At 66.5% G+C, this 23,612-nt stretch carries 18 protein-coding genes; 6 read left to right on the plus strand and 12 right to left on the minus strand.

Annotation, left to right across the window (positions count from 1 at the left end; all coding sequences use genetic code 11):
- The first annotated feature begins 15 nt into the window (after window positions 1–15).
- Genes NQ036_RS05600 through NQ036_RS05615 form a run of 4 tightly spaced genes read left to right on the plus strand, consistent with a single transcriptional unit; the run spans window position 16 to window position 5,232 of the window.
- Complete coding sequence (locus tag NQ036_RS05600; RefSeq protein ID WP_257047477.1) at window positions 16–1,707, plus strand: TIGR04028 family ABC transporter substrate-binding protein; 1,692 nt, start codon at window positions 16–18, stop codon at window positions 1,705–1,707.
- The gene (locus NQ036_RS05605; RefSeq protein ID WP_257047474.1) at window positions 1,704–2,654 is read left to right on the plus strand and encodes an ABC transporter permease; all 951 of its coding nucleotides are present in this window, start codon (window positions 1,704–1,706) and stop codon (window positions 2,652–2,654) included. Before NQ036_RS05600 ends, NQ036_RS05605 begins: the two co-directional genes overlap by 4 nt.
- Window positions 2,651–3,505 carry an ABC transporter permease gene (locus NQ036_RS05610; protein WP_257047471.1) on the plus strand — a complete coding sequence of 285 codons (855 nt, stop codon included), beginning with the start codon at window positions 2,651–2,653 and terminating at the stop codon, window positions 3,503–3,505. The genes NQ036_RS05605 and NQ036_RS05610 overlap by 4 nt, the downstream gene beginning before the upstream one ends.
- A gap of 11 nt (window positions 3,506–3,516) precedes the next feature.
- Window positions 3,517–5,232 carry an ABC transporter ATP-binding protein gene (locus tag NQ036_RS05615; protein ID WP_257047469.1) on the plus strand — a complete coding sequence of 572 codons (1,716 nt, stop codon included), beginning with the start codon at window positions 3,517–3,519 and terminating at the stop codon, window positions 5,230–5,232.
- Window positions 5,233–5,371: 139 nt separating this feature from the next.
- On the opposite strand, the gene NQ036_RS05620 is transcribed toward NQ036_RS05615, so the two are convergent.
- From NQ036_RS05620 to NQ036_RS05630, 3 genes are all read right to left on the minus strand, one after another.
- A complete protein-coding gene (locus NQ036_RS05620; RefSeq protein WP_257047468.1) occupies window positions 5,372–5,998 on the minus strand; it encodes a superoxide dismutase in 627 nt (208 codons plus the stop codon).
- Between the two features lie 231 nt (window positions 5,999–6,229).
- Window positions 6,230–7,564 carry a pitrilysin family protein gene (locus NQ036_RS05625; RefSeq protein WP_257057608.1) on the minus strand — a complete coding sequence of 445 codons (1,335 nt, stop codon included), beginning with the start codon at window positions 7,562–7,564 and terminating at the stop codon, window positions 6,230–6,232.
- Window positions 7,565–7,573: 9 nt separating this feature from the next.
- Complete coding sequence (locus NQ036_RS05630; RefSeq protein WP_257047466.1) at window positions 7,574–9,793, minus strand: polyribonucleotide nucleotidyltransferase; 2,220 nt, start codon at window positions 9,791–9,793, stop codon at window positions 7,574–7,576.
- A 181-nt stretch (window positions 9,794–9,974) separates the two neighbouring features.
- On the opposite strand from NQ036_RS05630, the gene NQ036_RS05635 reads away from it, so the two are divergent.
- Window positions 9,975–10,841, plus strand: a complete 867-nt coding sequence (locus NQ036_RS05635; RefSeq protein WP_257047464.1) for an acyl-CoA thioesterase domain-containing protein — start codon at window positions 9,975–9,977, stop codon at window positions 10,839–10,841.
- 95 nt (window positions 10,842–10,936) lie between these two features.
- On the opposite strand, the gene rpsO is transcribed toward NQ036_RS05635, so the two are convergent.
- Window positions 10,937–11,206 carry a 30S ribosomal protein S15 gene (rpsO, locus tag NQ036_RS05640; protein WP_257047463.1) on the minus strand — a complete coding sequence of 90 codons (270 nt, stop codon included), beginning with the start codon at window positions 11,204–11,206 and terminating at the stop codon, window positions 10,937–10,939.
- Window positions 11,207–11,410: 204 nt separating this feature from the next.
- Between rpsO and mtnN the strand changes: the two genes are divergently transcribed.
- On the plus strand, window positions 11,411–12,229 hold the full coding sequence (mtnN, locus tag NQ036_RS05645) for a 5'-methylthioadenosine/S-adenosylhomocysteine nucleosidase (protein ID WP_257057611.1): 819 nt from the start codon (window positions 11,411–11,413) through the stop codon (window positions 12,227–12,229).
- Window positions 12,230–12,266: 37 nt separating this feature from the next.
- Here mtnN and NQ036_RS05650 read toward each other — a convergent pair whose 3' ends face one another.
- The 8 genes from NQ036_RS05650 to infB form a co-directional block, all read right to left on the minus strand.
- Window positions 12,267–13,934 carry an HNH endonuclease signature motif containing protein gene (locus NQ036_RS05650; RefSeq protein ID WP_257057614.1) on the minus strand — a complete coding sequence of 556 codons (1,668 nt, stop codon included), beginning with the start codon at window positions 13,932–13,934 and terminating at the stop codon, window positions 12,267–12,269.
- Between the two features lie 474 nt (window positions 13,935–14,408).
- Window positions 14,409–15,323, minus strand: coding sequence for a lysozyme (locus NQ036_RS05655; protein WP_257057617.1), 915 nt, complete (start codon window positions 15,321–15,323; stop codon window positions 14,409–14,411).
- Window positions 15,324–15,708: 385 nt separating this feature from the next.
- Entirely contained in the window at window positions 15,709–16,731 is a 1,023-nt protein-coding gene (locus NQ036_RS05660) for an LLM class flavin-dependent oxidoreductase (protein ID WP_257057620.1), read from the minus strand.
- A gap of 210 nt (window positions 16,732–16,941) precedes the next feature.
- Window positions 16,942–17,892 carry a bifunctional riboflavin kinase/FAD synthetase gene (locus NQ036_RS05665; protein WP_257057621.1) on the minus strand — a complete coding sequence of 317 codons (951 nt, stop codon included), beginning with the start codon at window positions 17,890–17,892 and terminating at the stop codon, window positions 16,942–16,944.
- A gap of 127 nt (window positions 17,893–18,019) precedes the next feature.
- Window positions 18,020–19,051 (minus strand): tRNA pseudouridine(55) synthase TruB, encoded by a 1,032-nt coding sequence (locus NQ036_RS05670; protein ID WP_257047457.1) that lies wholly within the window; start codon window positions 19,049–19,051, stop codon window positions 18,020–18,022.
- Between the two features lie 77 nt (window positions 19,052–19,128).
- The gene (locus tag NQ036_RS05675; protein WP_257057623.1) at window positions 19,129–19,890 is read right to left on the minus strand and encodes a ligand-binding protein SH3; all 762 of its coding nucleotides are present in this window, start codon (window positions 19,888–19,890) and stop codon (window positions 19,129–19,131) included.
- Window positions 19,891–20,126: 236 nt separating this feature from the next.
- Window positions 20,127–20,561, minus strand: a complete 435-nt coding sequence (rbfA, locus tag NQ036_RS05680; protein ID WP_257057625.1) for a 30S ribosome-binding factor RbfA — start codon at window positions 20,559–20,561, stop codon at window positions 20,127–20,129.
- Between the two features lie 92 nt (window positions 20,562–20,653).
- Window positions 20,654–23,521: a translation initiation factor IF-2 gene (gene infB / locus NQ036_RS05685; protein WP_257047454.1), complete on the minus strand. Its 2,868-nt coding sequence runs from the start codon at window positions 23,519–23,521 to the stop codon at window positions 20,654–20,656.
- Window positions 23,522–23,612: the final 91 nt, after the last annotated feature.

Below are 23,612 nucleotides of genomic sequence, written 5' to 3' on the forward strand. Positions count from 1 at the left end.
GACTCGGGCGCCGGCGTGCCCCCGAGCAGTCCCGGACCCACCCGCCGCGCCGTGCTCGGCGCTGGCCTGGGCCTGACCGGCATGCTGCTGCTGAGCGCCTGCACCCACCCCGATACCGCGGTGCCCGCCGGCGCGAAGCCCGTGCCCGGCGGGGTACTCGACTATTTCGAACCGCAGAGCTGGACGGTGCTCTACCCGCCGGCAGGCGGTTTCTACCCCAACGGCGGAATACTCAACAACATCACCGCGCGTCTGCTCTATCAGGATCCGCAGACACTCAAGCTCTATCCCTGGATCGCCACGGCACTGCCGCGCATCAACGCCGACGCCACCGAATACACCTTCACGTTGCGCCCCGGCATCACCTACTCCGACGGCTCGGCGCTGACCGCGCAGAACGTGGTGGACAATTTCGAGCTCTACGGCCGCGGCGACAAGGCACGCGGCCTTGCCGTGTCCGAACAGGTGACGAACTACGCCGGCGGCGAGGTGCTCGACGAACACACCGTGCGCTTCCGCTTCTCCAAGCCGGCGCCCGGCTTCGCCCAGGCGGTCTCCACGATGAACTCCGGCCTGTTGGCCGACGCCACACTGAAGCTGGACTCCGCGGGCTTCGGGCCGGGAAGTGCGGCGAAGATCGCCACCTGCGGACCCTTCGCGATCACCGCTGAACGGGTCGGCACACTACTGAGTGTGAGGGCCAGGGAGGACTACGACTGGGCCCCACCGCACTTCAAACACCAGGGCAGGGCGTACCTGGACGGGATCGACTACCGGGTCAACAAGGAGTACTCGGTGCGCATCGGCTCCCTCGTGTCCGGCCAGGTGCAGGGTGTGCGCGACATCCAGGCGCCCGACCAGGCGCGCATCAAGGACAAGGGCCTGCAATTGGTGGCCGCGCCCACCAACGGGGTCAACAACAACATCTCGTTGCGCTCCCGGCACCGCCTGCTGGCCGATATCCGGGTCCGCCGGGCCCTCATCGCCTCGATCGACCGGCAGCGGATCCTCACCAAACTGTTCACCGACACCTACCCGCTGGCCACCGGGGTCGTCGCCCGTGGGGCCGCCGGCTACGTCAAGGCGCCCGATGATGCCTGGGTCCACGATGTGGATCGCGCGAACGCCCTGCTCGATGAGGCCGGCTGGGTGCGCGGCGCCGACGGGATCCGGGTCAAGGACGGTGCGCGTCTGGCCCTGCGCTCGAACACCGCCCTGCCCCAGCCGAGGTCCAAGGAGGTGATGACCCTGGTGCAGGAGGACTTCGCACGGATCGGCGTGGGCCTGAGCATCAACGACGGGGACCAGGTCCAACAGGACCTCGATTCCCAGGACATCGAGAAGGTCCAGGTCTACCACGCGATGGTGGCCAGGGCCGACTACGACGTGGTCGCCAGCGAATGGTCGATCAACAATCGTGACGCCCTGGCCAACCACGATGAGGAATCGGGTGCCTGGGGCGATGAGGAGGTCGAGCGGATCCTGGCCCGGATCACGGGTTCTGCCAAGGCGGCCGACCGCGAGCGCGCCCTGGCCGAGTTCCAGCAGCACGTGATCGACCAGGCACTGGTCCTGCCGCTGTTCGAGGAGCCGCAGGTCTTCGGCTTCCGGCAGGAGGTCCAGGGCTTCTTCACCGAGCCAGTGGGCCGGCCCACCTTCTACAACACCTGGCTGGCCGATGGTGCGGGGAGGGGTGAGGAGGCATGACCTCGACTCCGAAGTACATTCTGGCGCGCCTGGGCCAGGCGGTCCTGGTGCTGTTCCTGGCCTTCACCCTGGCGTCCCTGCTGCTGCTGATCCTGCCAGGCGACGGCGTGATGGCCCGGTTCTCCGATCCTGCGCTGGGCCTGTCGAAAGACGAGATCGCGGGCATCAGGGCGTCCTTCGGCGCCGACCTGCCATGGTGGCAGCAGTACGCCAGCACGCTGCTGGGCTTCCTGACAGGCGATTTCGGTTTCTCCACCCAGACGGGTGCCGCAGTGTCGACGCTGGTCTCCGCGGCCCTGCCCTCGACCGCGGTCTTGGCCCTGACGGGGTTCGTCTCCGCGCTGGTCCTGGCCGTTATCGTGACCCTGGTGGCCTCTTACGGCCGGTTCCGCTGGCTGCGCGACGTGGCCGATTCCCTGCCCAGCCTGTTCATCTCCGTTCCCGTCTTCTGGCTTGGCATCATCCTGGTCGAGTTCGTGTCCTTCCGGCTGGGCTGGATCAACGTGGTCGATCCCGGGCCCTTCGAATCGCTCATCCTGCCCTCGGTGACGATTGCCCTGCCGATCTCGGCGCCGATCGCACAGGTGCTCATCCGCTCCGTGGCCGAGGTCAGGGCCCAGCCCTATGTGCGCGTCACCCGGGCCAAGGGCGCCGCGGGCGCCTGGCTGTTCGTCCACGCGGTGCTGCGCAATGCGATCAGTCCCGCGTTGACGATCGCGGGCCTGGTGTTCGGCGAACTGGTCGCCGGCGCCGTGGTCACCGAGACCGTGTTCGGGCGCAATGGGATCGGTGCGCTGACCGCGCAGGCCGTGGCCAACCGCGACAATCCCGTGCTCCTGACGATCGTGGTGATCGCAACACTGGGCTTCGTCATCGTCAACCTGCTGGTCGATCTGCTCTATCCACTGATCGACCCGCGCCTGCGCACCCGGAAGGCGGCGGCATGAACACCCCGTTGAAGAACAACAAGGCTCAGCCACGCCGTACCGCGCTGCGGAACTCCCCCTGGCTCAAACCCCTGACCCTGCTGGCCGGACTCATCGTCCTGATCCCCGTGCTGTGGGCTCTGTTCCCCGGCCTGTTCACCGGCCAGGATCCCCTGGACGGCGGATCCACCGCTTCGCTCCTGCCACCGGATGCCCAACACTGGTTCGGCACCGATCAGGTGGGCCGCGATGTCTACGCCCGGATGGTCTACGGAGCCGGCCGGTCCCTGCTGGCGGCGATCATCGCGGTGGCCGTCGGTCTGGTGATCGGTACCGCGATCGGCGTGATCGCCGGTACTCAGCGCGGCTGGATCGAGGATGTGCTCATGCGCATCGTCGACGTGCTGGTGTCCATCCCCGGCATCCTGCTGAGCCTGTCGGTGGTCATCATACTGGGCTTCGGCACCGTGAATGTGGCCCTGGCCGTGGGAATCACCGCGATCGCCCAGTTCGCTCGGCTGGCCCGCGCGCAGACCCTGGGGATCGTGCGCAGTGACTATGTCGCGGCGGCCTACGGTTCGGGGGCCAATCACACGAAGGTGCTCATCCACCACGTCCTGCCCAACGCCTCGGGTCCGCTGCTTGCCCTGGCGGTGCTGCAGCTGGGCAGCGCGATCCTGCAGATCTCGACCCTGAGCTTCCTGGGCTACGGGACTCCCCCGCCCACCCCGGAATGGGGTCTGATCATCTCCGAGGGCCGCAATTTCGTGGCCACCGCCTGGTGGCTGACCGTGCTGCCGGGCATTATCGTGATGGCGGTCGTGGTCGCGACCAACCGCCTGGGCAGCGTCCTGCGGGAGGTAGGCGAATGAACACTGGGCGAATGAACACAGCGAACAGTACCCGGAACACCGTGCACGGCGATGACACCCCGGTTCTCGAAATCGAGGATCTATCGGTGGACTACCGGTCGCGCTCCGGTGACCCCGTTCCCGCCCTGCACCGGATCAGCCTGCGCGTGCCGGCGGGCCAGACCGCGGCGGTGGTGGGCGAATCGGGTTCCGGCAAGTCGACCACGGCCTCGGCGGCCTTGGGGCTGCTGGCCGGCAATGCGGAACTGTCAGGCGGCAGTATCCGCCTGCACACGGATTCCGGCACACACGAACTCACGCAGCTCTCGCCGCGGGCGTTCAAGCGCCTGCGCGGTAAGGAGATCGGCTATGTGCCGCAGGATCCGGGCAACTCACTCAATCCGGTCAAGACGATTCTGGGCAATGTCGAGGAGTCCCTGCGCATCCACACCGATCTGGACCGCACCGCGCGCAGACAGCGGGTCGTGGACCTACTGGAGATGGTGGGGATCGACCGACCGGAGCTGCGCGCGGGTCAGTTCCCGCACGAGCTCTCCGGCGGGATGCGCCAGCGCGTGCTCATCGCCTCGGCGATCGCACTGCGCCCGCGTCTGCTGATCGCCGATGAGCCGACGTCCGCACTGGACGTGACGGTGCAGAAGCGGATCCTCGATCTGCTCGATCGGCTGCAGGCGGACACCGGGATGGGCATCCTGTTCATCACCCACGACCTCTCGGTCGCCGCGGAGCGCGCGCAGACGCTCACGGTGGTCCAGCACGGCCGGGTGCGTGAATCGGGCCCGGCGGCCGGGATCATCGCACGTCCGAAATCGGAGTACACGCGCCGGCTGCTGGCAGATGTGCCACGGCTGGAGCTGGCCGCGCTCTCCGCGACCGAGGTTCCGGCGGGCGCTGCCGCGGACACCGCCGGGGCCACCGCTGCCACGGGTGATGGTGCCGGAACGACGGACCCCGCCGCCGAACCCGTGGTCGAGGTGCACGGCATCACCAAGGTCTATGCGCGCACCGACGCCGGAGTGATCGGCAGTGAGGACGTATCGTTCACCATTCCGCGCGGAAAGACCCTGGGCGTGGTGGGCGAATCGGGTTCGGGCAAGTCCACGGTGGGCAAGATGCTCTCGGGCTATCTCAAACCGGATTCCGGTCGGATCAGGGTCGCCGACATGCCGGTGACGGAACTGCCGCCGGAGCGCGACACCGAATACCGCAGGCGCGTCCAACTGGTGTTCCAGAATCCGGCGACCGCGCTGGATCCCAAACACACGATCGGGGCGAGCCTGGCAGAACCGCTGCGCAATTTCCGGATCGGGACCAGATCGGACCGCGCCGAACGGATCGCCGAGGCGCTGCGCATGGTCGCCCTCGATCCTCAGCTGGCCGATCGACGGCCCCGCGAGCTCTCCGGCGGGCAGCTGCAGCGGGTGGCGATTGCGCGTGCGCTCATCGTCGACCCGGATGTGGTGGTCTTCGACGAGGCCGTGTCCGCGCTGGACGTCACCGTGCAGGCGCAGATCCTCGAACTCATCACCGAGCTACAGGAACGAATGGGGCTGACCTATCTGTTCATCACCCACGACCTCGCGGTGGTAGCCCAGGTCGCCCACGAGGTGCTGGTGCTCTCGCATGCCCACGAGGTCGAATCCGGGCCGACCGCCCGGGTGCTGGCGAGGCCGCGCGATGAGTACACGCGTATGCTGCTCGACGCGGTCCCCCGCGGTCTGGATTGACCTGTTCCACCGACCCTGCTGTTCCGCAGGGCCCGGCTGAGTCCGAGTACTGAATATGCAACCGCCCCGCACCTGTTCCCAGGTGCGGGGCGGTTGTCATTCAAACGCCCGGTTCGGCGGAACCGGGGTCGTGTTCGACTCAGCCGAAGAGCAGGCCCTTGGTCTGAGCGGTGGCGCGGTCGAAGCGGCCCTGGACATCGGCCCAGTTGACGACGTTCCACCAGTTCTTCACGTAGTCAGCCTTGACGTTCGTGTAGTCCAGGTAGTAGGCGTGCTCCCACATGTCCAGCTGCAGCAGCGGGATGTAGCCGACCTGCACGTTGCCCTGCTGATCGTAAAGCTGCTCGAGGGTCAGACGCTGGCCCAGCGTGTCCCAGCCCAGGATGGCCCAGCCGGAGCCCTGGATCGAGGTGGCCGTGCCGGTGAACTGGCCCTGGAACTTGTCGAAGCCACCGAACTGATCGTCGATCGCAGCGGCGAGCTCACCGGTCGGCTTGTCGCCACCGTCCGGGCTCATGTTGTTCCAGAAGATCGAGTGGTTGATGTGGCCGCCCAGGTTGAAGGACAGGTCCTTCGAGAGCTTGCCGATGGTTCCGAAGTCGCCCTTGTCGCGGGCTTCGGCCATCTGTTCGAGGGCGGTGTTCGCGCCCTTGACGTAGGTCGCATGGTGCTTGTCATGGTGCAGTTCCATGATCTTCGCGGAGATGTGCGGTTCGAGTGCCGCGTAATCATACGGCAGTTCCGGGAGCGTGTACTGCTCAACCATGTGAATCCTCCTTGAGAGTATGTGATTGCGAGGGCGGGAAACCACCGGGGGCCTCCAGCGCCATCACCTTCGACCTTATCGAAGGCCGTCGTGATGGACAACGCCTGCAGGGGCATTGAGTATTCCCTGTCAGCGAAATGGACCGTCCCAGACGCCATATGACCGGCATCTGGGACGGATTTCGCGGTGGACCCCGCTCGGAACGAGTTCATGTCTCAGAGGAGACCCTCCTCAGGGCAGGTGCAGATCCGTGCGCGGACCGATCGCCACCAGGGCCCGGGGACCGGCCAGCATCCGCGCCGCCAGCTCGCGCACCTGCGCACCGGTGACCGAGCGCACCGCATCGACGATCCACTCGGCGCTGCGCAGCCGCTGCCCGGTCAGTTCGGAGCGGGCCAGGCGGTTCATCCGCACCGCCGTCGACTCCATCCCCAGCACAGTGGCGGCCGAGGCCTGGGCCGCGACATCGACGACCTCGGCGGCCGAGGGGCCGAGAGCGGCCAGGCGTTCGAACTCCGCCTGGCACAGGTCGAGCACCTGCTGCGCCTTCTCCGGGGCGCACCCGGCGTAGATGCCGAAATCGCCCACATCGGGGTAGCGCGCACCCGTGCAGTACACGGAATAGGCCAGCCCGTGCTCCTCCCGCACGCTCTGGAACAGACGCGAGGACATGCCGCCACCCAACAGGGACTGCAGCACGGTGGAGGCGAACCGGTCCTCGCCCAGTTCGCTCACACCCTCGAAGCCCAGCAGCAGCTGCTGCTGTTCGAGGTCCTTGCCCAGCAACTGCACGCCCGGGGTGAAGACCGAGGTAGCCCGCGCCGGGCGCGCGCCCGTGCCGTTGGCGCGACCAGCGGCCCAGCCGGTAACAGCGCCACCGGCTGGAACCTCGGTCCCAGCCACCGCGGGCAGGTGCGCGGTGGCGCGCAGGACCAGGTCCACAATCTGCTCGTGGCCCGCCCCGCCGGCGGCCGCGAACACCAACCGTGGGCCCACATAGGCGTGCCTGTAGTGCTCCAGCAGCTCCCCGTGGCCCAGGTCCCGGATCCGCTCGCGGGTCGCGCCCACCGGCCGGCCCAAGGGCTGATCGGAGTAGAACACCTGGTCGGCGGTTTCGAACAGCACATCCAGCGGGTCGTCGGCCGCCATCGCGAGTTCCTCGATGATGACGCCGCGCTCGCGTTCGAACTCGCCTGCGTCCAGCAGCGCGTCGAGCACCATGTCCCACAGCAGATCGGTGGCCTGCGGCAGATCATCTAAGATGCAGCGGGCGAAATAGCAGGTGTAGTCCTTGGCGGTCACCGCATTGGAGTCCCCGCCCAGCAGGTCGAAGATCCGCGCGATGTCCTTCGAGGAGTGGCGGTGCGTGCCTTTGAACAGCATATGTTCGAGGAAGTGTGTGGACCCGGCGGTCTCCGGGGTCTCATCACGCGAACCGGAATCGACCCAGACGCCCACCGTCTCGCTCGACAGGCCGGGCATCGTCTCCGTAATGACCCTGATACCCGAAGGGAGGGCAGTGCGGAAAACCCCACTGCCCTCCCCCAGGAGTGCTTCAGTATGCACTATTGCGGATCAGTCCTCCGCCTCGGCTTCGTCATCGGAGTCCTCCTCGACGACCGGGACCAGCGACAGCTTGCCACGATCATCGATCTTGGAGATCTCGACCTGGATCTTCTGACCCACGGAGACGACGTCCTCCACGTCCTCGACGCGCTTGCCACCGTTGAGCTTGCGCAGTTCGGAGATGTGCAGCAGACCGTCCTTGCCGGGCGTGAGCGAGACGAACGCGCCGAAGCTCATGCACTTGACGACGGTGCCCAGGTAGCGTTCGCCGACCTCGGGAACCTGCGGGTTCGCGATCGCGTTGACGGCCGAGCGCGCGGCTTCTGCGGCCGCACCGTCGGTCGCGCCGATCAGCACGGTGCCGTCGTCCTCGATCGTGATGTCCGCGCCGGTGTCCTCCTGGATCTGGTTGATCATCTTGCCCTTCGGGCCGATGACCTCGCCGATCTTGTCCACCGGGATGTTCACGGAGATGATGCGCGGGGCCGTGGGGGCCATTTCCGCGGGGGCGTCGATGGCCCCGGCCAGCACGTCAAGGATCACCAGGCGGGCCTCGCGGGCCTGGCCGAGTGCTGCGTCGAGCACCTGCGAGGGGATTCCGTCGAGCTTCGTGTCCAGCTGGATGGCCGTGACGAAGTCCTTGGTGCCGGCGACCTTGAAGTCCATATCGCCGAACGCGTCCTCGGCGCCCAGGATGTCGGTCAGGGCGGCATAGGCCGTCTGCGGACCGTCGGGGGTGTCGATGACGTCGGAGACCAGGCCCATGGCGATGCCGGCGACCATATCGCGCAGCGGCACACCGGCGTTGAGCAGCGACATCGTCGAGGCGCAGACCGAGCCCATCGAGGTCGAACCGTTCGAGCCCAGGGCCTCGGAGACCTGGCGGATCGCGTACGGGAAGTCCTCACGCGAGGGCAGCACCGGCACCAGGGCGCGTTCGGCCAGGGCACCGTGGCCGATCTCGCGGCGCTTCGGGCTGCCGACGCGGCCCGTCTCACCGGTGGAATACGGCGGGAAGTTGTAGTGGTGGATGTAGCGCTTCGAGGTCACCGGCGACAGCGAGTCGATCTGCTGTTCCATCTTCAGCATGTTGAGCGTGGTGACGCCCAGGATCTGGGTCTCGCCGCGTTCGAAGATGGCCGAGCCGTGGACGCGCGGCAGCACGCCGGCCTCGGCGGTCAGCGGACGGATGTCCTTCAGGCCACGGCCGTCGATGCGGACCTGTTCCTTCAGGATGCGCTGGCGCACGATCTTCTTCGTCAGGGCGTTGAGCGCACCGGCGATTTCCTTCTCCCGGCCGGCGTACTTCTCACCCAGCTGGGACATGAGATCGTCGAGCAGCGCGTCGCCGGCGGCTTCGCGTTCCTGCTTGTCGGCGATCGTGAAGTTCTGCGTCTGCTTGTCGAAGGCCAGGGCCTTGACGTCCTCGTAGACGTCGTCCTCGTAGTCCTTGAACACGGGGAATTCGACGACGGGCTTGGCGGCCTTGTCGGCCAGTTCCTGCTGAGCGCGGACCAGTTCGCGGATGAAGGGCTTGGCGGCCTCGAGGCCTTCGGCCACGACCTTTTCCGTCGGCGCCTTGGCACCGGCCTTGATCAGGTCAACGGCGTTCTCCGTGGCCTCGGCCTCGACCATCATGATCGCGACGTCGTCACCGACCACGCGGCCGGCGACGGCCATGTCGAACACGGCGTCCTTCAGCTGCGAGTAGTTCGGGAAGGCAACCCACTGGCCGTCGATCAGGGCGACGCGCACGCCGCCGATCGGGCCGGAGAAGGGCAGGCCGGAGAGCTGGGTCGACATCGAGGCGGCGTTGATGGCCAGGGTGTCGTACAGGTGATCCGGGTGGATCGACATGACGGTGATGACGATCTGCACCTCATTGCGCAGGCCCTTGACGAAGGACGGGCGCAGAGGGCGGTCGATCAGGCGGCAGGTCAGGATCGCGTCGGTCGAGGGACGGCCCTCGCGGCGGAAGAACGAGCCGGGGATCTTGCCGGCTGCGTACGAACGCTCTTCGACGTCGACCGTCAGCGGGAAGAAGTCGAAGCCCTCGCGGGGGTGCTTGCCCGCGGCGGTGGCCGAGAGCAGCATGGTTTCGTCGTCCAGGTAGGCGACGGCGCAGCCGGCGGCCTGCTGGGCCAGACGGCCGGTTTCGAAGCGCACGGTGTGCTTGCCGAAACGCCCGTTATCGATATGGGCGACGGCGGATTCGGGATTGAGACCCAAAGGTAACTCCGTTCAATGGAGGGTGCCCCGTCCACCCGTCCGATCATCGATCGAGACCCACGCACATTCGTTTTCGTCTTGCGGAGGTCACTACCGATCACCGGATCCTGAGTGGGTCCTGGGGCATGGACTGTTCTAGTCTACCAATCAGTGTCCGATGAAGAACAGTGAAAGGTGTCCGATGACTCATTCCCAGCCGACTCCCCCGCTCCCCGCCGTTGAGCTGGCACCCGCGGCCCAGCGCCGCGCCGCTCTGGAGGCCATGGGCGTGCCCGCCGGCAGTCGGAGGCTGGCCCGCCACGTGGGGGATCTGGAGTTGACCATGGGCGACGGTGTGGCCTCGTCCACGATGACCCTGGGCCCGCGCCTGCAGGCGGCACCCGGCCGACTGACCGCCGGAGCCCTGGGCGTCCTGGCCGACGAGGCGACCGGCTATGCAGTGGTCGATGCCGTAACGCACCCGAACTGGACGGTCAGCAGCGATATCGAGATGAACCTACTGGGCGCGCCGCTCGCCGTGGGCGAGACAGTGACTGTCAACGCGCAGACCCTGGCGGCAAATGACGTCGAGGCCGTGTCGGTGGGCCAAGCGGTCACCGCCGAGGGCCGGCTGGTCGCCCAGGTGCTGCAGCGTTCGCGCTATACCGCAGACACACAGGTCGAGCCGGAATATCCGGAGATGCCGGGGGCTGCGACCGCACACGGGGTCGATGAGCTGTTGGGTGCCAAGTGGAGTGCCGGCGGGGATGCCAGGATGACATTCACAGTGGGCCCGACCTCGCAGAACTCATCGGGCAATCAGCATGGCGGGGTGGCGCTCATGGCCTCGATGCGGACGGCCGAGTTGGCCCTGGAGGCCAAGGGCAGCGAGCTGCTGCCGACCTCGATCCACATTTCGTATCCGAGGCCCATGCCCACGGGGCTGGAGATCTCCTACACCGCGCACATCGAATCCCTGGGGCGGACCTTCGCAGTGCTGCGAGTGGTGGGCGAGGCCGCCGGCCGGGTGCGCACGATCGCCCAGGTCAGCGCGAGCCTGTACCGATGAGCCGGGTTAGCTGAGCCGGGTTTGCCCTGAGATGACGAAAGCCCGGTCGAGTCGGTGACTCGACCGGGCTTTCAGCCGGCTTCAGCGCGCTGGAATCAGCGGCGCAGGCCCAGACGCTTGATCAGCGAGCGGTAACGCTCGATGTCGACGTCCGCCAGGTACTTCAGCATACGGCGACGACGGCCGACCAGCAGCAGCAGGCCACGACGCGAGTGGTGGTCGTGGGTGTGCTCCTTGAAGTGCTCCGTCAGGTCCGAGATGCGGCGCGACAGAACGGCGATCTGAACCTCGGGGGAACCCGTGTCGCCTTCGTGAGTTGCGTATTCCTTGATGATCTCCTGCTTGATAGCGGAATCAAGTGCCATGAGAACCCTCCTACAAGATCGCTGCGCGGCGCCCGAACCTGATGTTGCGAGCACTATGGAACCGCGGCCGGCGAAAAAACGGCAGTGTCCAGCTTAGCGCGCCCGCGAGCACCGGCGCAAAGGGAACGATGCGAGGTGGAGCCCTACTTTGCGCGATGTTGGTCACACCTACAGGGCGACGCTGTGTTCTGGGAGAATGTTCCTATGACTTCCGCTGCCGTTTCGACCTTTGCATCCTGCCCCACACCGTTCCCCGCCGAGTTCGCCGCAATCGTCGGCGCCCCCGCCATCCAGGTGGCGATGGATGAGGAGGCCGCACCCTTCTTGCCCGATGCCGTTCAACCCGCGGCCGAGGGCATCACCGCGTTGGCCGAGCCGATCGATGTGGGGCGGGCCCGTTTCTATGCGCTGCAGACGGCTGGCGGGAATCCGTTCGTACTGGTGCGCGCGGGGATCGGTCTGGTGAATGCCGCGGCGGCCGCGACCCTGGCGCTGGCCGTTCTCAAGGCGTCGGCGATCGTCTCGGCCGGTTCCGCCGGCGGACTGCGCCAGGATGTGAATGTGGGCGATGTGGCCGTGGGTCGGGACTTCACCTTCACGGACGCCGACGGCACCGCCTTCGGATATGTGCGCGGGCAGGTGCCCGGCATGCCCGAGTCCTATCCCGGAGCCGAGGCGCTCATCGCCCGGGCTCAGACCACCCCGATTCCGCAGGTTGCCGACGAGGTCGAGGGGGCCTCCGTTGCTGCCGGACAGCTGCTGGTAGGGCAGATGCTCGCCGGAGGCTCTTTCGTCACCGCGCACAATGTGGGCGATGCCCGGCAGGCCTTCCCCAGTGCGTTGAGCACTGATATGGAGACCACCGCCATCGCGCAGGTCGCGTGGTCGATCGGTGTGCCGATGACTGCGGTGCGGGGAATCTCGGACTTGTGCGGGCCCGCGGCCGATCAGGACTTCCACCTGAGCCTGGACGTGGTCGCTGTGCGTTCCGCAGCAGTGGCACTGGGCGCGCTGGGGCTCTGACCGGGGCCCTGCCTGAAGCGGGCTTCCCTACCGTGGTTTAGAAGGGTGGGACGTCCGTATCGTCTGCGTTCGTTGTTCCAGGCGGGTCAGGTGGATCGGGGGAGTCTGCTGCCTCCCACCCCGGTGGGGAGAAGTCCTCTGGCACCCACACCGGCGGTAGACCCGCCTCATTCCGCGCAGCACTCACATCAACCAGAGCAGCCGCGAACCGGGAATGAAACACCGGCCGCTGCTCGATATCAACATGCCGGGGAGGAATCCACGCCGGCAAACCGCCAATCAACTCGGCCCTCCACCCATGCTGGTCATGCCACGTGTGATGGAACCGGCACGCCAAGGTCAGATTCGCCACCGTCGTCGACCCACCGGAGGACCAGGGGATCATATGGTGGGCATCGCACCACCCCACCGGCATATCACACCCCGGGAACGTACACCCCCGATCCCTGGCCGCAATCAACTCAACCTGCCGCCGCGTAGCAAACCTGCCCGCACTCCTCACGGTCACCTCACGTGTCCCCGGCTGGTTGGCCTGGAAATACACGAGCGCACCCGGAGAAAGGGACTCCAGATCCTGTAACCCGATCGGGCCGGCAGTGGATTCCACCTCCGCCTTCCCCCGCGCATACTCTTCAGCAGTCGCCGTGACCACCAGGGCCATCCCCGCACCCTGCGGACCCGAACCCGCAGCCCGGTCAATCAAGGTCGCGAACATGTCATGACGCCTGGCACCATCGGGCCGCTCCCGATACCCAAACGGATGATCCGCCTTCGTTGTCGGCTGCCCATCAACCGTCACCGCCGTCGGTGCTAGATCACCGGGCGGTTCATCAGCGGGAACCGCATCCAGGCCACCGACCTCAGTAACCGTGCCCGTTCCCGTCGCGTCCTCCACCGGCGCTCCGGGCTCCTGCCGATTCGTCAAGAGCCCATGCAACTTCCCACCCGTCACCGGATCCAACAGGCCCGTCAGATTCCACGCACCATTCCTCCTAGGTGTCACCGTCACATGAAACTCATCAACCAACGGCGGAACCTCCGCGAAACGCCCATCAGGATCCAGATAGGCTCGGATCCGAGAACCCAGCACACGAACCTGGTCCACATCAACACTCGACACCGTGTCCACGAGTAGTCTCTCGGCCGTGGCGTGATGGACATGCCGCACCTGGCGGGGGATCTTCTCGATCTCCCGGATCACCGCCTGCGCCTGATCCACCGACACACCCCCGTCCGCCAGGGCGAGGGCAACATGGGGGTAGGCCGGTTCCAGACGCGCACCCGTTAGAGACCGGCCGGCACCGATCGCGTGCGCAAACCGCACCCGCCGCCTCGCGGCCGCCCCATCAATCCTCAACAGGCGAGTCACCAGGGCCGGAAGAGTCTTCGCACCATAGTCGGCCGTGGGCACCTCGTATTCGGCCCGCGCCAGAACAGCAGCTTCCGTTGAGGTGGTCATCCGGGTGACGTGTTCGATTCCCTTGAGCACCAGGAGCAGGTCGGAAGCGTCGAGACTGGGATCCGTGCCCACACCGGCACCCAGACCAGCGAGTGACTCACTGGCGTGAACGAGTTCCGGAGCGATCTCCTGTAGACGCTCCCAATCTTCAGAAGTCAAAAAGGGGTCAGCTGGACGGGCGAAGGCCTCGGGGTTCTTGTCATCATCGGGGGAACCAGCACGTGGGAGGGTGGAATCAATGGTCATGACTTCTTCCCTCCTCCCGCATCCCGACCGAAACGCCGGCCGAACTGGCTACACGCGTGTGTGCTTGATGAATGTCGGGGAAGACGAACCGTAAAACCTGACGGGACTTCGCTGTCCGATTCGGGTTTCCTGACCTACTTCAAGTGTAGCGTGTGTCACTCATAATGGGAAGGGTTTATTCGAAACTGGTTTCCGATGTTTGCCGAGTAGCGCTCGTCTGTTTCGGTGGTAGCAGATGCGCTGGGTGGCAGGGTATGCGCGCGCATCTGACACGACAGACAAGGCGCGGGAACTCAACCCGACTAGCATCCAACTCGCGAGTACCACCGAAAGGCGCCGGCACCCCACCCGAGGAACACCCAACCCACGAGTACCACCGATGCAACACGCAGAGGCCAGGATTGGGAATCCTCCCAGTCCCGGCCTCGGCTGCCTCTTGACTCAGGCAGCGCTCGTACTCAGGCAACCATCTACTCAGGCACCCTTTGTCAGGGCCCTCAGCTGCTTCATACCACCGTTGAAGACATCCATGTCCGGCACCGGCCTGCCGGATTCGGTGTACTGCCAGAAGGTGAAGTTCTTCCAACCAGCGGGCAGCCGACCGGGGCCATCGGAGTACGAGCTCGGATACCGTGCGATGAACAGCGGGTTGGCGCCGAACTTCTTCGAATTGCCCGTGCACTGCTGCCACCAGTCACGCGTTGTGTAGATGGCGGGCCGAGTGCCCGTCTTCTTCTTCACCGTGGCAGAGAAATCGCTGATCCACTTGACCATCTTGGCATCGCTCATGCCGTAGCAGGTGGAGCCGTACGGGTTGTATTCCAAGTCCAGCAGCGGCGGCAGCGTCTTCCCGTCCGACCGCCAACGACCACCGTGGCTCACGAAGTAGGACGCCTGCTTCTTACCGGAGGAGGTGTCGGGCGTCGCGAAGTGGTAAGCGCCGCGGATGATGCCGGCCTTCGCCGCACCCTTGTACTGCGAGGAGTAGCTGGTGGAGACGTAGCCCGTACCCTCGGTGGCCTTGACATAGGCGAACTTAATGCCCTGGCCCGCCATCGACCTCCAGTCGGCCGCGTTGATCGAGTCCCACCGGCTGACATCCACGCCCTTGAGCCTACCGGCGGACTTCTTCGTGTGCTTCGGACCGTTCCCCTTCGACTTCCCGGGCTTCTTGGAAGGACCGGAATCCTGCCGGACGCCTGCACCCATCACGTGATCATGGGCGGTGTTCATCTGCTTCCGGGACGGCTGGGTCGCACCCCCGGACATGCGCGGAACACTCGACGCACCGGCACCGCGGCCTGCGCCACCACCATCTGTGGCGCTGAGGTCGGCGGCACCGGCCGACAGCGAAGTGCCGGCAGAGGCCGGCGGCTGCTGCGTGACCACGGACCCTGTGACAAGTGCTCCTACGACGATCAGGCCGGACAAAAGCCGAGACGGCCGCATACGAGGACGCGCTCCGATGCCGGGCTGCGAGGGAAGAGTCGATTTTTTCAGATCGAATCGCATAATGCACACCGTACACGGCGTGTCTCCACAACAAAATGCACCTTATGTGCTAATGACACCCGGTTCACCGCGGCGATCCGCTCCAGCAAGCGCGAGGAGGCATTGCACAAGTCACAGAAAAAAAATTTGCCCGCCGACCCAGACCACGATCCGGAAAACGGCCCAAATGCGAACGACGGCCTTCCAGGGTTCCATGTCATGGAACCCTGGAAGGCCGTCAAGCCTCCACCATATCGGCAGCATCTGCCGCCGGCCCAGGACCCTACTTCAGCAGTGGGAACAGATCCGCGGCGATGCGCTCCAGTTCGGAGTCCAAAGGCGATGCCTGGATCAGCACCAGGTCCAATCCGGCGTCCTCATAGGCCTTGATCTTCTCGGCGACCTGTTCGGGGGTGCCGACCAGTTCGGGGCGCAGCGCGCGGGTGCCGACCGAGTATTCGCGCTTGGACAGCTCCAGATCGAGGTTCGAGTTCGCGCGGAACTCCTCGAAGCTGGCGTACCCTGGCGAGTTCGGGTCCACGGTCGTAATGCGTTCCAACTCCTTGCGCGCCTCGGCCTCGGTATCGCGCACGATGACATAGGCGGACATGCCGATCGTCTCGAACGGCGCTCCCTGCAGACGCTCGCGGCGGGCGTTGACGTCGGCGGCCTTCTCGCGGATCTCCTCGACGGTGCCGCCGTGGGTAACATACGAGTCGGCGAAGGCTGCGATGGCCTCACGCCCGGATTCGGATTCCCCGCCGGCGAAGATCTTGGGGGTCTTCGCGGGCTTGGGCTCGACCACAGTGTTCTGGATGTCGAAGTACTTGCCCGACTGGCTGTACGGCGTCTGCGACCACAGGCCGCGCAGCGCGTTGACGAACTCCGTGCAGTGGACGTAGCGGTCGTCGTGCGGCGGGAACACGCCGCCGAACTGCTTGGCCTCCTCGGCCCACCAGGCGGCGACGACGTTGAGCGAGAACCGGTCGCCGCTGATATCGGCCAGGGTCGACACGGTCTTCGCGGTGATCTGCGGGTTGTGGAAGCCGGGGCGGATCGCGGTGAGGATCTCGATGTTCTCGGTCACAGCGGCGATCGCGGTGGCCAGGCTCCAGGCCTCCAGGCTGGGTGCCTCGGGTCCCTTACGGTCGTTGAGGTAGAGCTCGGGCACCAGGGTCAGGTCGAAGCCCAGCCGGTCTGCGGTCTGGGAGACCCGCTTGATGTAGTCCCAGGTGGCGGGCATACCCTCGTCACCGACATTGCGCAGAAATCCGCCGTAGACGGGGGTCCAGTAACCGTATCGCATGGTGCTCCTTCGCATTCGGACCGCTTCGCGGCCCCGACATCGTGTCGTGGGGTGCGGGCGGTGGGCCGCCCGGTATATCGACACTTGGCACGCTATCGCCCCACGGCCGAGGCCGCATGGGCCGTGTCACATCACGTCACCTGAGGCGTCGGTCGACCCGGCAGGAAGCAGGAGTCCGCTCCGGAAACAGAGCCTCCCGAGGAGTATCCCTCAGATTCCCAATGCGGCCCTGGTGTCGACGAGGTCCTGCCCCATCTGCACGATGAGGGCATCCATTCCGTCGAAGGTCACCTGGCCGCGGATCCGAGACTCGAATTCGATCCGCATATGCGTACCGTAGACGTCCAGCTGGCCGAACTCGACGCCCACGACGTGGGCCTCGACCCGTCGTTCGTTCCCCTCGAACGTGGGATTAGTGCCGATTGATATCGCGCCGGGCAACAGTTCGCTGTCGTCGAAGCGCAGCCATCCCGCATAGACGCCATCAGCCGGAATCAGACCGGCCACATCCATTCCCATGTTCGCTGTGGGGAAGCCCATTTCACGTCCACGGGCGTCGCCATGGACCACCGTTCCCTCCAGCACATGGCGCCGGCCCAGAACGGCTGCGGCAGCGGCCACCTCGCCGCGGGCCAACAGACTGCGGATCTCCGTGGATGAATAGCGCTCCCCACCGGTCCCCACATTCTTCAAAGGTGCGCACATGACGAAGCCCAGCTCGGTGCTGAGTTCCTTCAGGGTGGAAACCCCACCGGCATTGTCCTTGCCGAAACGGGTGTCCTCACCGACGAAGACCGCCTTGGCGCCGAGCTTGCCGACCAGGTAGTCACGGACGAATTCGTCCGCCGTCTGCTGCGCGAAATCCAATGAGTAGGGCTGGATGAGCACTGCGTCGATCCCGGTGGCGGCCAGCCTGCGGATCTTCTCCGCTTCACCGGTGATGAGTTCGGGTGCGTGATCGGGGTTGTGCACCATCGCCGGGTGAGGGCTGAAGGTCACCGCCAGCGAGGCCAGTCCCTTGTCCTGCGCCAAGGTCACCAGATGCTTCAGAACGGCCAGGTGGCCCTTGTGGACCCCGTCGAAGTTGCCGATGGTCAGGGCGGTTCCGCCGTCCAAGAGTCCGGATTCACGCGCCTGAACAACCGACCGGAAAACCTCCACGCCGCAGCCGTCCTCTCCCTGTACCGTCCAGCAGTCATCACATGCGCCCGGGATCATCCCGAGCGCCACCCAAGTTTATCGCAGGGGCGCCGTCGACAAGTCCTATGCCCGCTCCCCCGCGCCGGACTCAATGCCCCAGATCGGCCGGGGTCAGGAAGCCCGTGTCCACGGCCAGGCGGCCGCGGTCCAGGTGGGCGACGGCCACCAGCCGGTCACCGGTGAGCACAGAGACCCTGTGCTGCGGCCCGATACCCGCAGGCACCGCCACCGGCACGAATTTCCCCTGTGCCAGGGCCAGGGCCTCGGCTTCGTCCACCGTGATCACCGGCAGCACGCTCGCGGCCACCAGAGCCAGGGGCTTGAGCCGCGCAGTGGGAACTCTCCCGGACCCATCGGCCAGAGCCTCGAAGTCCGGCACAGGTTGTGCCTGTTCCACGGTGAAAGCGCCCACCCTGGTCCGCCGCAGTGCCGTGAGATGGCCGTAGACCCCCAGGGCACGGCCCAGGTCCCGGGCCAGCGCGCGGATATAGGTGCCCGATGAGCAGTCGACCACCACGTCGATATCGATATAGGTGCGACCGTCCTCAACGGCCACGCGGGGTTCGGCCAGCACCTCGAAGCGGGAGACGGTGACCGGCCGGGCCTTGAGCTCGACGTCCTCGCCGGCGCGCGCGCGCGCATAGGAGCGCACCCCGTCGACCTTGATCGCCGATACCGCACTGGGCACCTGTTCGATGTCCCCGCGCAGCGGTGCCAGCGCCGCCTCGATCCGGGCGACGCCGGAGCCGAGGCCCGAGGCCGCAGCCGACGAACCCTCCGCAGCACCGTGCTGGAGTTCCCCGGCCAGCGAGCAGATCACCGAGGGATCTGCGAAGGTGTCCGCGGGGGAATCCGCATCGTCTGTGGGCGTCGAGGCACCCAAGCGGATGGTCGCCAGGTAGGTCTTATCGCAGCCCACCAGGTAGGTCAGCAGCTTCGTGCCCTTGCCGGCGCCCAGTACCAGCAGTCCGGTGGCCATGGGGTCCAAGGTGCCTGCGTGGCCCACCTTCCGGGTACCCAGCCATTTGCGGACCCGGCTGACCACGCCGTGGCTGCTGATTCCCTGGTCCTTGTCGATGAGCAGGATGCCCGTGGCACCCGAGTCGTTCTTCTTCCCCACTCCCCCATCCTAGCGGGGAGCAACCCCGTTTCAGCGGAGCCCCACCGTGGGCCGAACCCGGCCCGGCGACCTATACCTCAGTTCACCGACACGTGCACGTGGTCGAAGTGGTTGGCGGTGGCCGACCCCCGATCCGGCATCGGACGACCCTGCCAATTGTTCGTGTACGGCGCGTAGAGCTTCTGTTCCCAGATCACGTACTTCACACCCAGGGCCTTGGCGTTTTTAATCGCGTAGTCGCGGATCGAATCACCCGTCGAACCGCTGATCATGATGTCAACGGCGTGCCCGGTGCCGTGATCGGAACCGGAATCGTTGCGGTAGCCGCCGAAGGTCTTGACCTGCGGGTACTTGGCGCACACGGCGCGGTAGACCTTGACGGCATTGGACTTGAAGTTCTTCTCCACCCCGCTGGAGACCTTGCAGGGCTTGTTCGATACCCCACCGGAGGAGGAAACTGCACCCGCGTCGGCACCGGTCCCACCTGCCGAGTCCGCCGCAGCGGCCGGGGTCTCCAGGTTCGCCTCGACGGCCTTCGTCTTTACGGCCTTCTTGAAGCCCTTCTTCGAGGTCTGCTCCCCCAGGAACTCCTCATCGCTTTGCGCCTGCGCGAGGTCACCGCCGGGCTGGGCCACAGCCTCCTGGGCACTGGCGGTGGAGACATTGGCTCCGTCCGCGGCTGACTGGCTGCCGGTGACAACGGCGGTCGACCCCAGGACAAGGGCGCCGGCTGCCACCGGAACCACGATCGCGGCCATCTTGGGCCGCTTGTCCATAACCGCCAGGATGCCCGCAGCGGAATTGCGGCGGGACGCCTTCGGCGCGGAGTGCTTACCCACGTGTCATTCCAATCATCGTCGTGCACGACCGGGTTTCCGGCCGCTCCGGTGGCTCCGGAGCACTGCACGACAGTCTACCGAGCAATCGCTTGAGTAACAATGTGATAACGGCCCCTTTCCCCGACATGCATCCCGCACGCTGACGGAGTGCACGCCCGGCAAGGGGCCGTATCAGCAGGCCCGGGCCTGCGCGGCACGGCGGCCGGAACCGTCCGGTCCCGGCGCGCCCGGACCACTCAGTCCTCCGGTTCCTCCCGCGGCTTGCGGTACGGATCGGCCTCGCCTGCGGGTTTGGCCTCGCGTGCCAGGGCCGCAACCTCGGCATCCTGGGCCGCGGCCCTGGCCAGCAGCTCGTCGAGTTCCGCAGCCGCCGCGGGCACCGCATCGGCGATGAATTCCAGGGTGGGGGTCAGCCGGATCTGCAGGCCGCGGCCCACCTCCTTGCGGATCAGGCCCTTGGCCGATTCGAGCGCGGCCGCGGTCCCGGCCAGCTCATCCGGGGTTCCGTAGACCGTGTAGAACACGCTGGCATGCTGCAGATCACCGGTGACGCGAACGTCGGTGATCGTCACAAAACCCAGGCGCGGGTCCTTGACCCGCTTCTCCACGGTGCTGGCCACGATGACGCGGATGCGGTCCGCGATCTTCCTTGCGCGGGTGGGATCGGCCATTGTCGTTCCTTACTCTCCATGTACCACGTGTAATCACGGGTGAGGGCCCGCGGGCATACAGCCCACGGACCCTCACCCTATCCGAACGACGCTCAGTCGCGCGGCTTCTCCTGCATCTCGAAGGTTTCGATCAGATCGCCCTCGCGGATGTCGTTGAACTTGCCCAGGCCGATACCGCCCTCGAACCCGTCGCGGATCTCCGTGACGTCGTCCTTGAAGCGGCGCAGCGATTCGATGGTGAGGTTGTCGCCCACGACGATCCCGTCGCGGGTGACGCGCGCCTTCGAATTGCGCTTGATGAGCCCGTCGCGGATGATGACACCCGCGATGTTGCCGAACTTGGACGAGCGGAAGATCTCACGGATCTCCGCCGAACCCGTGTGGACCTCTTCGAACTCGGGCTTGAGCATGCCCTTGAGCGAGCTCTCGATGTCGTCGATCGCATCGTAGATGACCGAGTAGTACCGGACATCCACGCCCTCGCGCTCCGCCAGGTCGCGGGCCTTGGCCTCCGGACGGACATTGAAGCCGATGACGATCGCATTGTCGACCGTCGCCAGGTTGATGTCGTTCTCCGTGATGGCACCCACGCCGCGGTGGATGATGCGCAGATCGACTTCGTCGCCCACATCGATCTTCAGCAGCGAATCCTCCAGGGCCTCGACGGCACCGGAGACATCGCCCTTGAGGATCAGGTTGAGCATGTCGACCTTGCCCTCCTCCAGGGCCTTCGTGAAGTCCTCGAGGCTGATGCGCTTGCGGGTCCGCGCCTGAGCGGCATTGCGCTCCAGCGCATCGCGCTTCTCCGCGATCTGCCGGGCGGTGCGCTCATCGTCGGTGACCAGGAAGGCATCGCCGGCGCGCGGCACGGTCGACAGACCCAGCACCTGCACGGGCCGCGAGGGGCCCGCTTCCTCCAGTTGCTCGCCGTACTCGTCGAACAGCGCGCGGACGCGACCGTAGGCGGTGCCGACGACGAACGGATCGCCCTGGCGCAGGGTGCCGTTCTCGATCAGCACGCTGGCGACCGCGCCGCGGCCCTTGTCCAGCTTGGCCTCGATCGCGATGCCGCGGGCCTGCTTGGTCGGATCCGCGTTGAGTTCCAGCGCGGCGTCCGTGGTCAGCAGGACGGCCTCGAGCAGCTTGTCGATGCCCTCGCGCTTGAGCGCGGAGATCGGCACGAACATCGTGTCGCCGCCGTATTCTTCGGCCACGAGGTTGTATTCGGTCAGCTGCTGCATGACCTTGGCGGGGTTGGCGCCTTCCTTATCGATCTTGTTGACCGCGACCACGATCGGCACACCGGCCGCCTGGGCGTGGTTCAACGCCTCGATCGTCTGCGGCATCACGCCATCGTCGGCCGCGACCACCAGGATCGCGACGTCGGTGACCTTGGCACCGCGGGCACGCATGGCGGTGAACGCCTCGTGACCGGGGGTGTCCAGGAACGTGATCTTGCGCTCCTGGCCATCGTGCGGGACCTCGACCTGGTAGGCACCGATGTGCTGGGTGATGCCGCCGGCCTCGCGGGCGACGACATTGGACGAGCGAATCGCGTCCAGCAGCTTGGTCTTACCGTGATCGACGTGGCCCATGACCGTGACGACCGGGGGACGCGGAACCATGTTCTCGTCGTCCTCTTCCTCGGCGTCGAGGTCGATGTCGAAGCTCTCCAGGAGTTCGCGGTCCTCGTCCTCGGGACTGACGACCTCGACCTTGTAGCCGAGCTCCTCGCCCAGGATCTGGAACGTGTCCTCGTCGAGCGACTGCGTGATCGTGGCCATCTCGCCCAGGTGGAACAGGATGGTCACGAGGTTCGTCGGATCGGTGTTGATCTTCTCGGCGAAATCGGCCAGCGAGGCGCCGCGGCGCAACCGCAGCGGGGTCGACCCATTGCCGCGGGGAACCTTGACGCCGCCGACCGACGGTGCCTGCATATCCTCGAGTTCCTGGCGCTTGGCGCGCTTGGACTTCTTATTGCGCGCCCGACCGCCACCGCGGCCGAATGCACCCTGCGTGCCACCGCGACCGCGACCGGAGCCACGACCGCCGCCACCGGGACGACCCGGTCCGCCTGCGCGGTTGCCGGGACCGTTGCCGGGCGCACCCGGACGTCCGCCACCACCGCCGCGCGAGGGCGCGGGCTTGGCCAGGGCGGAGTTCTTCAGCATCCCGGGGTTGGGACGCGGCACATTGGGCCGCGGGCCGCCGGGACGCGGTGCCGGCTTGGGGCCACCGGGACGCGGACCGGCCGCACCCGAGCCGCCGCGGTTTCCACCGGGCTTGGGACCCGGCTTGGCACCGGGCTTGGGCATCCCCTGGCTGGCCGCGAAGGGGTTGTTGCCAGGACGCGCGCCCGGCTTCGGGCCACCCGAGCGGTTGCCGCCGTCGCGGTTTCCACCGGGCTTGGGGCCCGGCTTGGCACCGGGCTTGGGCATCCCCTGGCTCGTGGCGAAGGGGTTGTTGCCCGGCCGATTGGCCCTGGTACCCGGCTTCGGCGCGCCGTGGCCCGAGGCGGCACCCGGCTTGGGTGCACGCGCGCCCGGCTTCGGAGCGTGACCTGCGGGCTTGGGGGCCTTCGCGTCGTGCTGGGCCTTGGGAGTCGGCGCATGCGCGGCCGGCTTCGGCGTTTCGTGACGCTCATGGTGGGCCGCGCCCGGCTTGGGCGCGGGCTTGGCACCCGGCTTCGGCGCGGCGTGGCCCGAGGCGGCACCCGGCTTGGGTGCACGCGCGCCGGGCTTGGGAGCGGCCGGCTTGGCGCCGGGCTTGGGTGCGGCCTTAGCCGGCTTGTCGGCCTTGTCGGAGGAGCCGTACGACTCCTTCAGTCGCCTAACGACCGGGGCTTCCACGGTCGAGGACGCCGAGCGAACGAATTCGCCCATTTCCTGCAGTTTGGCCAGCACGTCTTTGCTGGTTGTGCCGAGCTCCTTCGCGAGCTCATGGACACGGGGCTTAGCCACATTTCTCCTGTCCGGGTCCCCTCCGGACAGGAAGGAACCTCATTGCGGGTGAACAGCGCTCATTTCACTGCCCACGACCATTTGTCTTCGG

The organism is Brevibacterium sp. 91QC2O2 (assembly GCF_024580695.1).
Lineage (GTDB): Bacteria > Actinomycetota > Actinomycetes > Actinomycetales > Brevibacteriaceae > Brevibacterium > Brevibacterium moorei.

Coding starts and splice junctions, on each gene's coding strand:
- NQ036_RS05660 (WP_257057620.1), bottom strand. CDS start 16,731: ATGCGATACGGTTACTGGACCCCCGTCTACGGCGGATTTCTGCGCAAT.
- rbfA (WP_257057625.1), bottom strand. CDS start 20,561: ATGGCCGATCCCACCCGCGCAAGGAAGATCGCGGACCGCATCCGCGTC.
- NQ036_RS05620 (WP_257047468.1), bottom strand. CDS start 5,998: ATGGTTGAGCAGTACACGCTCCCGGAACTGCCGTATGATTACGCGGCA.
- NQ036_RS05615 (WP_257047469.1), top strand. CDS start 3,517: ATGAACACAGCGAACAGTACCCGGAACACCGTGCACGGCGATGACACC.
- NQ036_RS05650 (WP_257057614.1), bottom strand. CDS start 13,934: ATGACCATTGATTCCACCCTCCCACGTGCTGGTTCCCCCGATGATGAC.
- NQ036_RS05635 (WP_257047464.1), top strand. CDS start 9,975: ATGACTCATTCCCAGCCGACTCCCCCGCTCCCCGCCGTTGAGCTGGCA.
- NQ036_RS05605 (WP_257047474.1), top strand. CDS start 1,704: ATGACCTCGACTCCGAAGTACATTCTGGCGCGCCTGGGCCAGGCGGTC.
- rpsO (WP_257047463.1), bottom strand. CDS start 11,206: ATGGCACTTGATTCCGCTATCAAGCAGGAGATCATCAAGGAATACGCA.
- NQ036_RS05610 (WP_257047471.1), top strand. CDS start 2,651: ATGAACACCCCGTTGAAGAACAACAAGGCTCAGCCACGCCGTACCGCG.
- mtnN (WP_257057611.1), top strand. CDS start 11,411: ATGACTTCCGCTGCCGTTTCGACCTTTGCATCCTGCCCCACACCGTTC.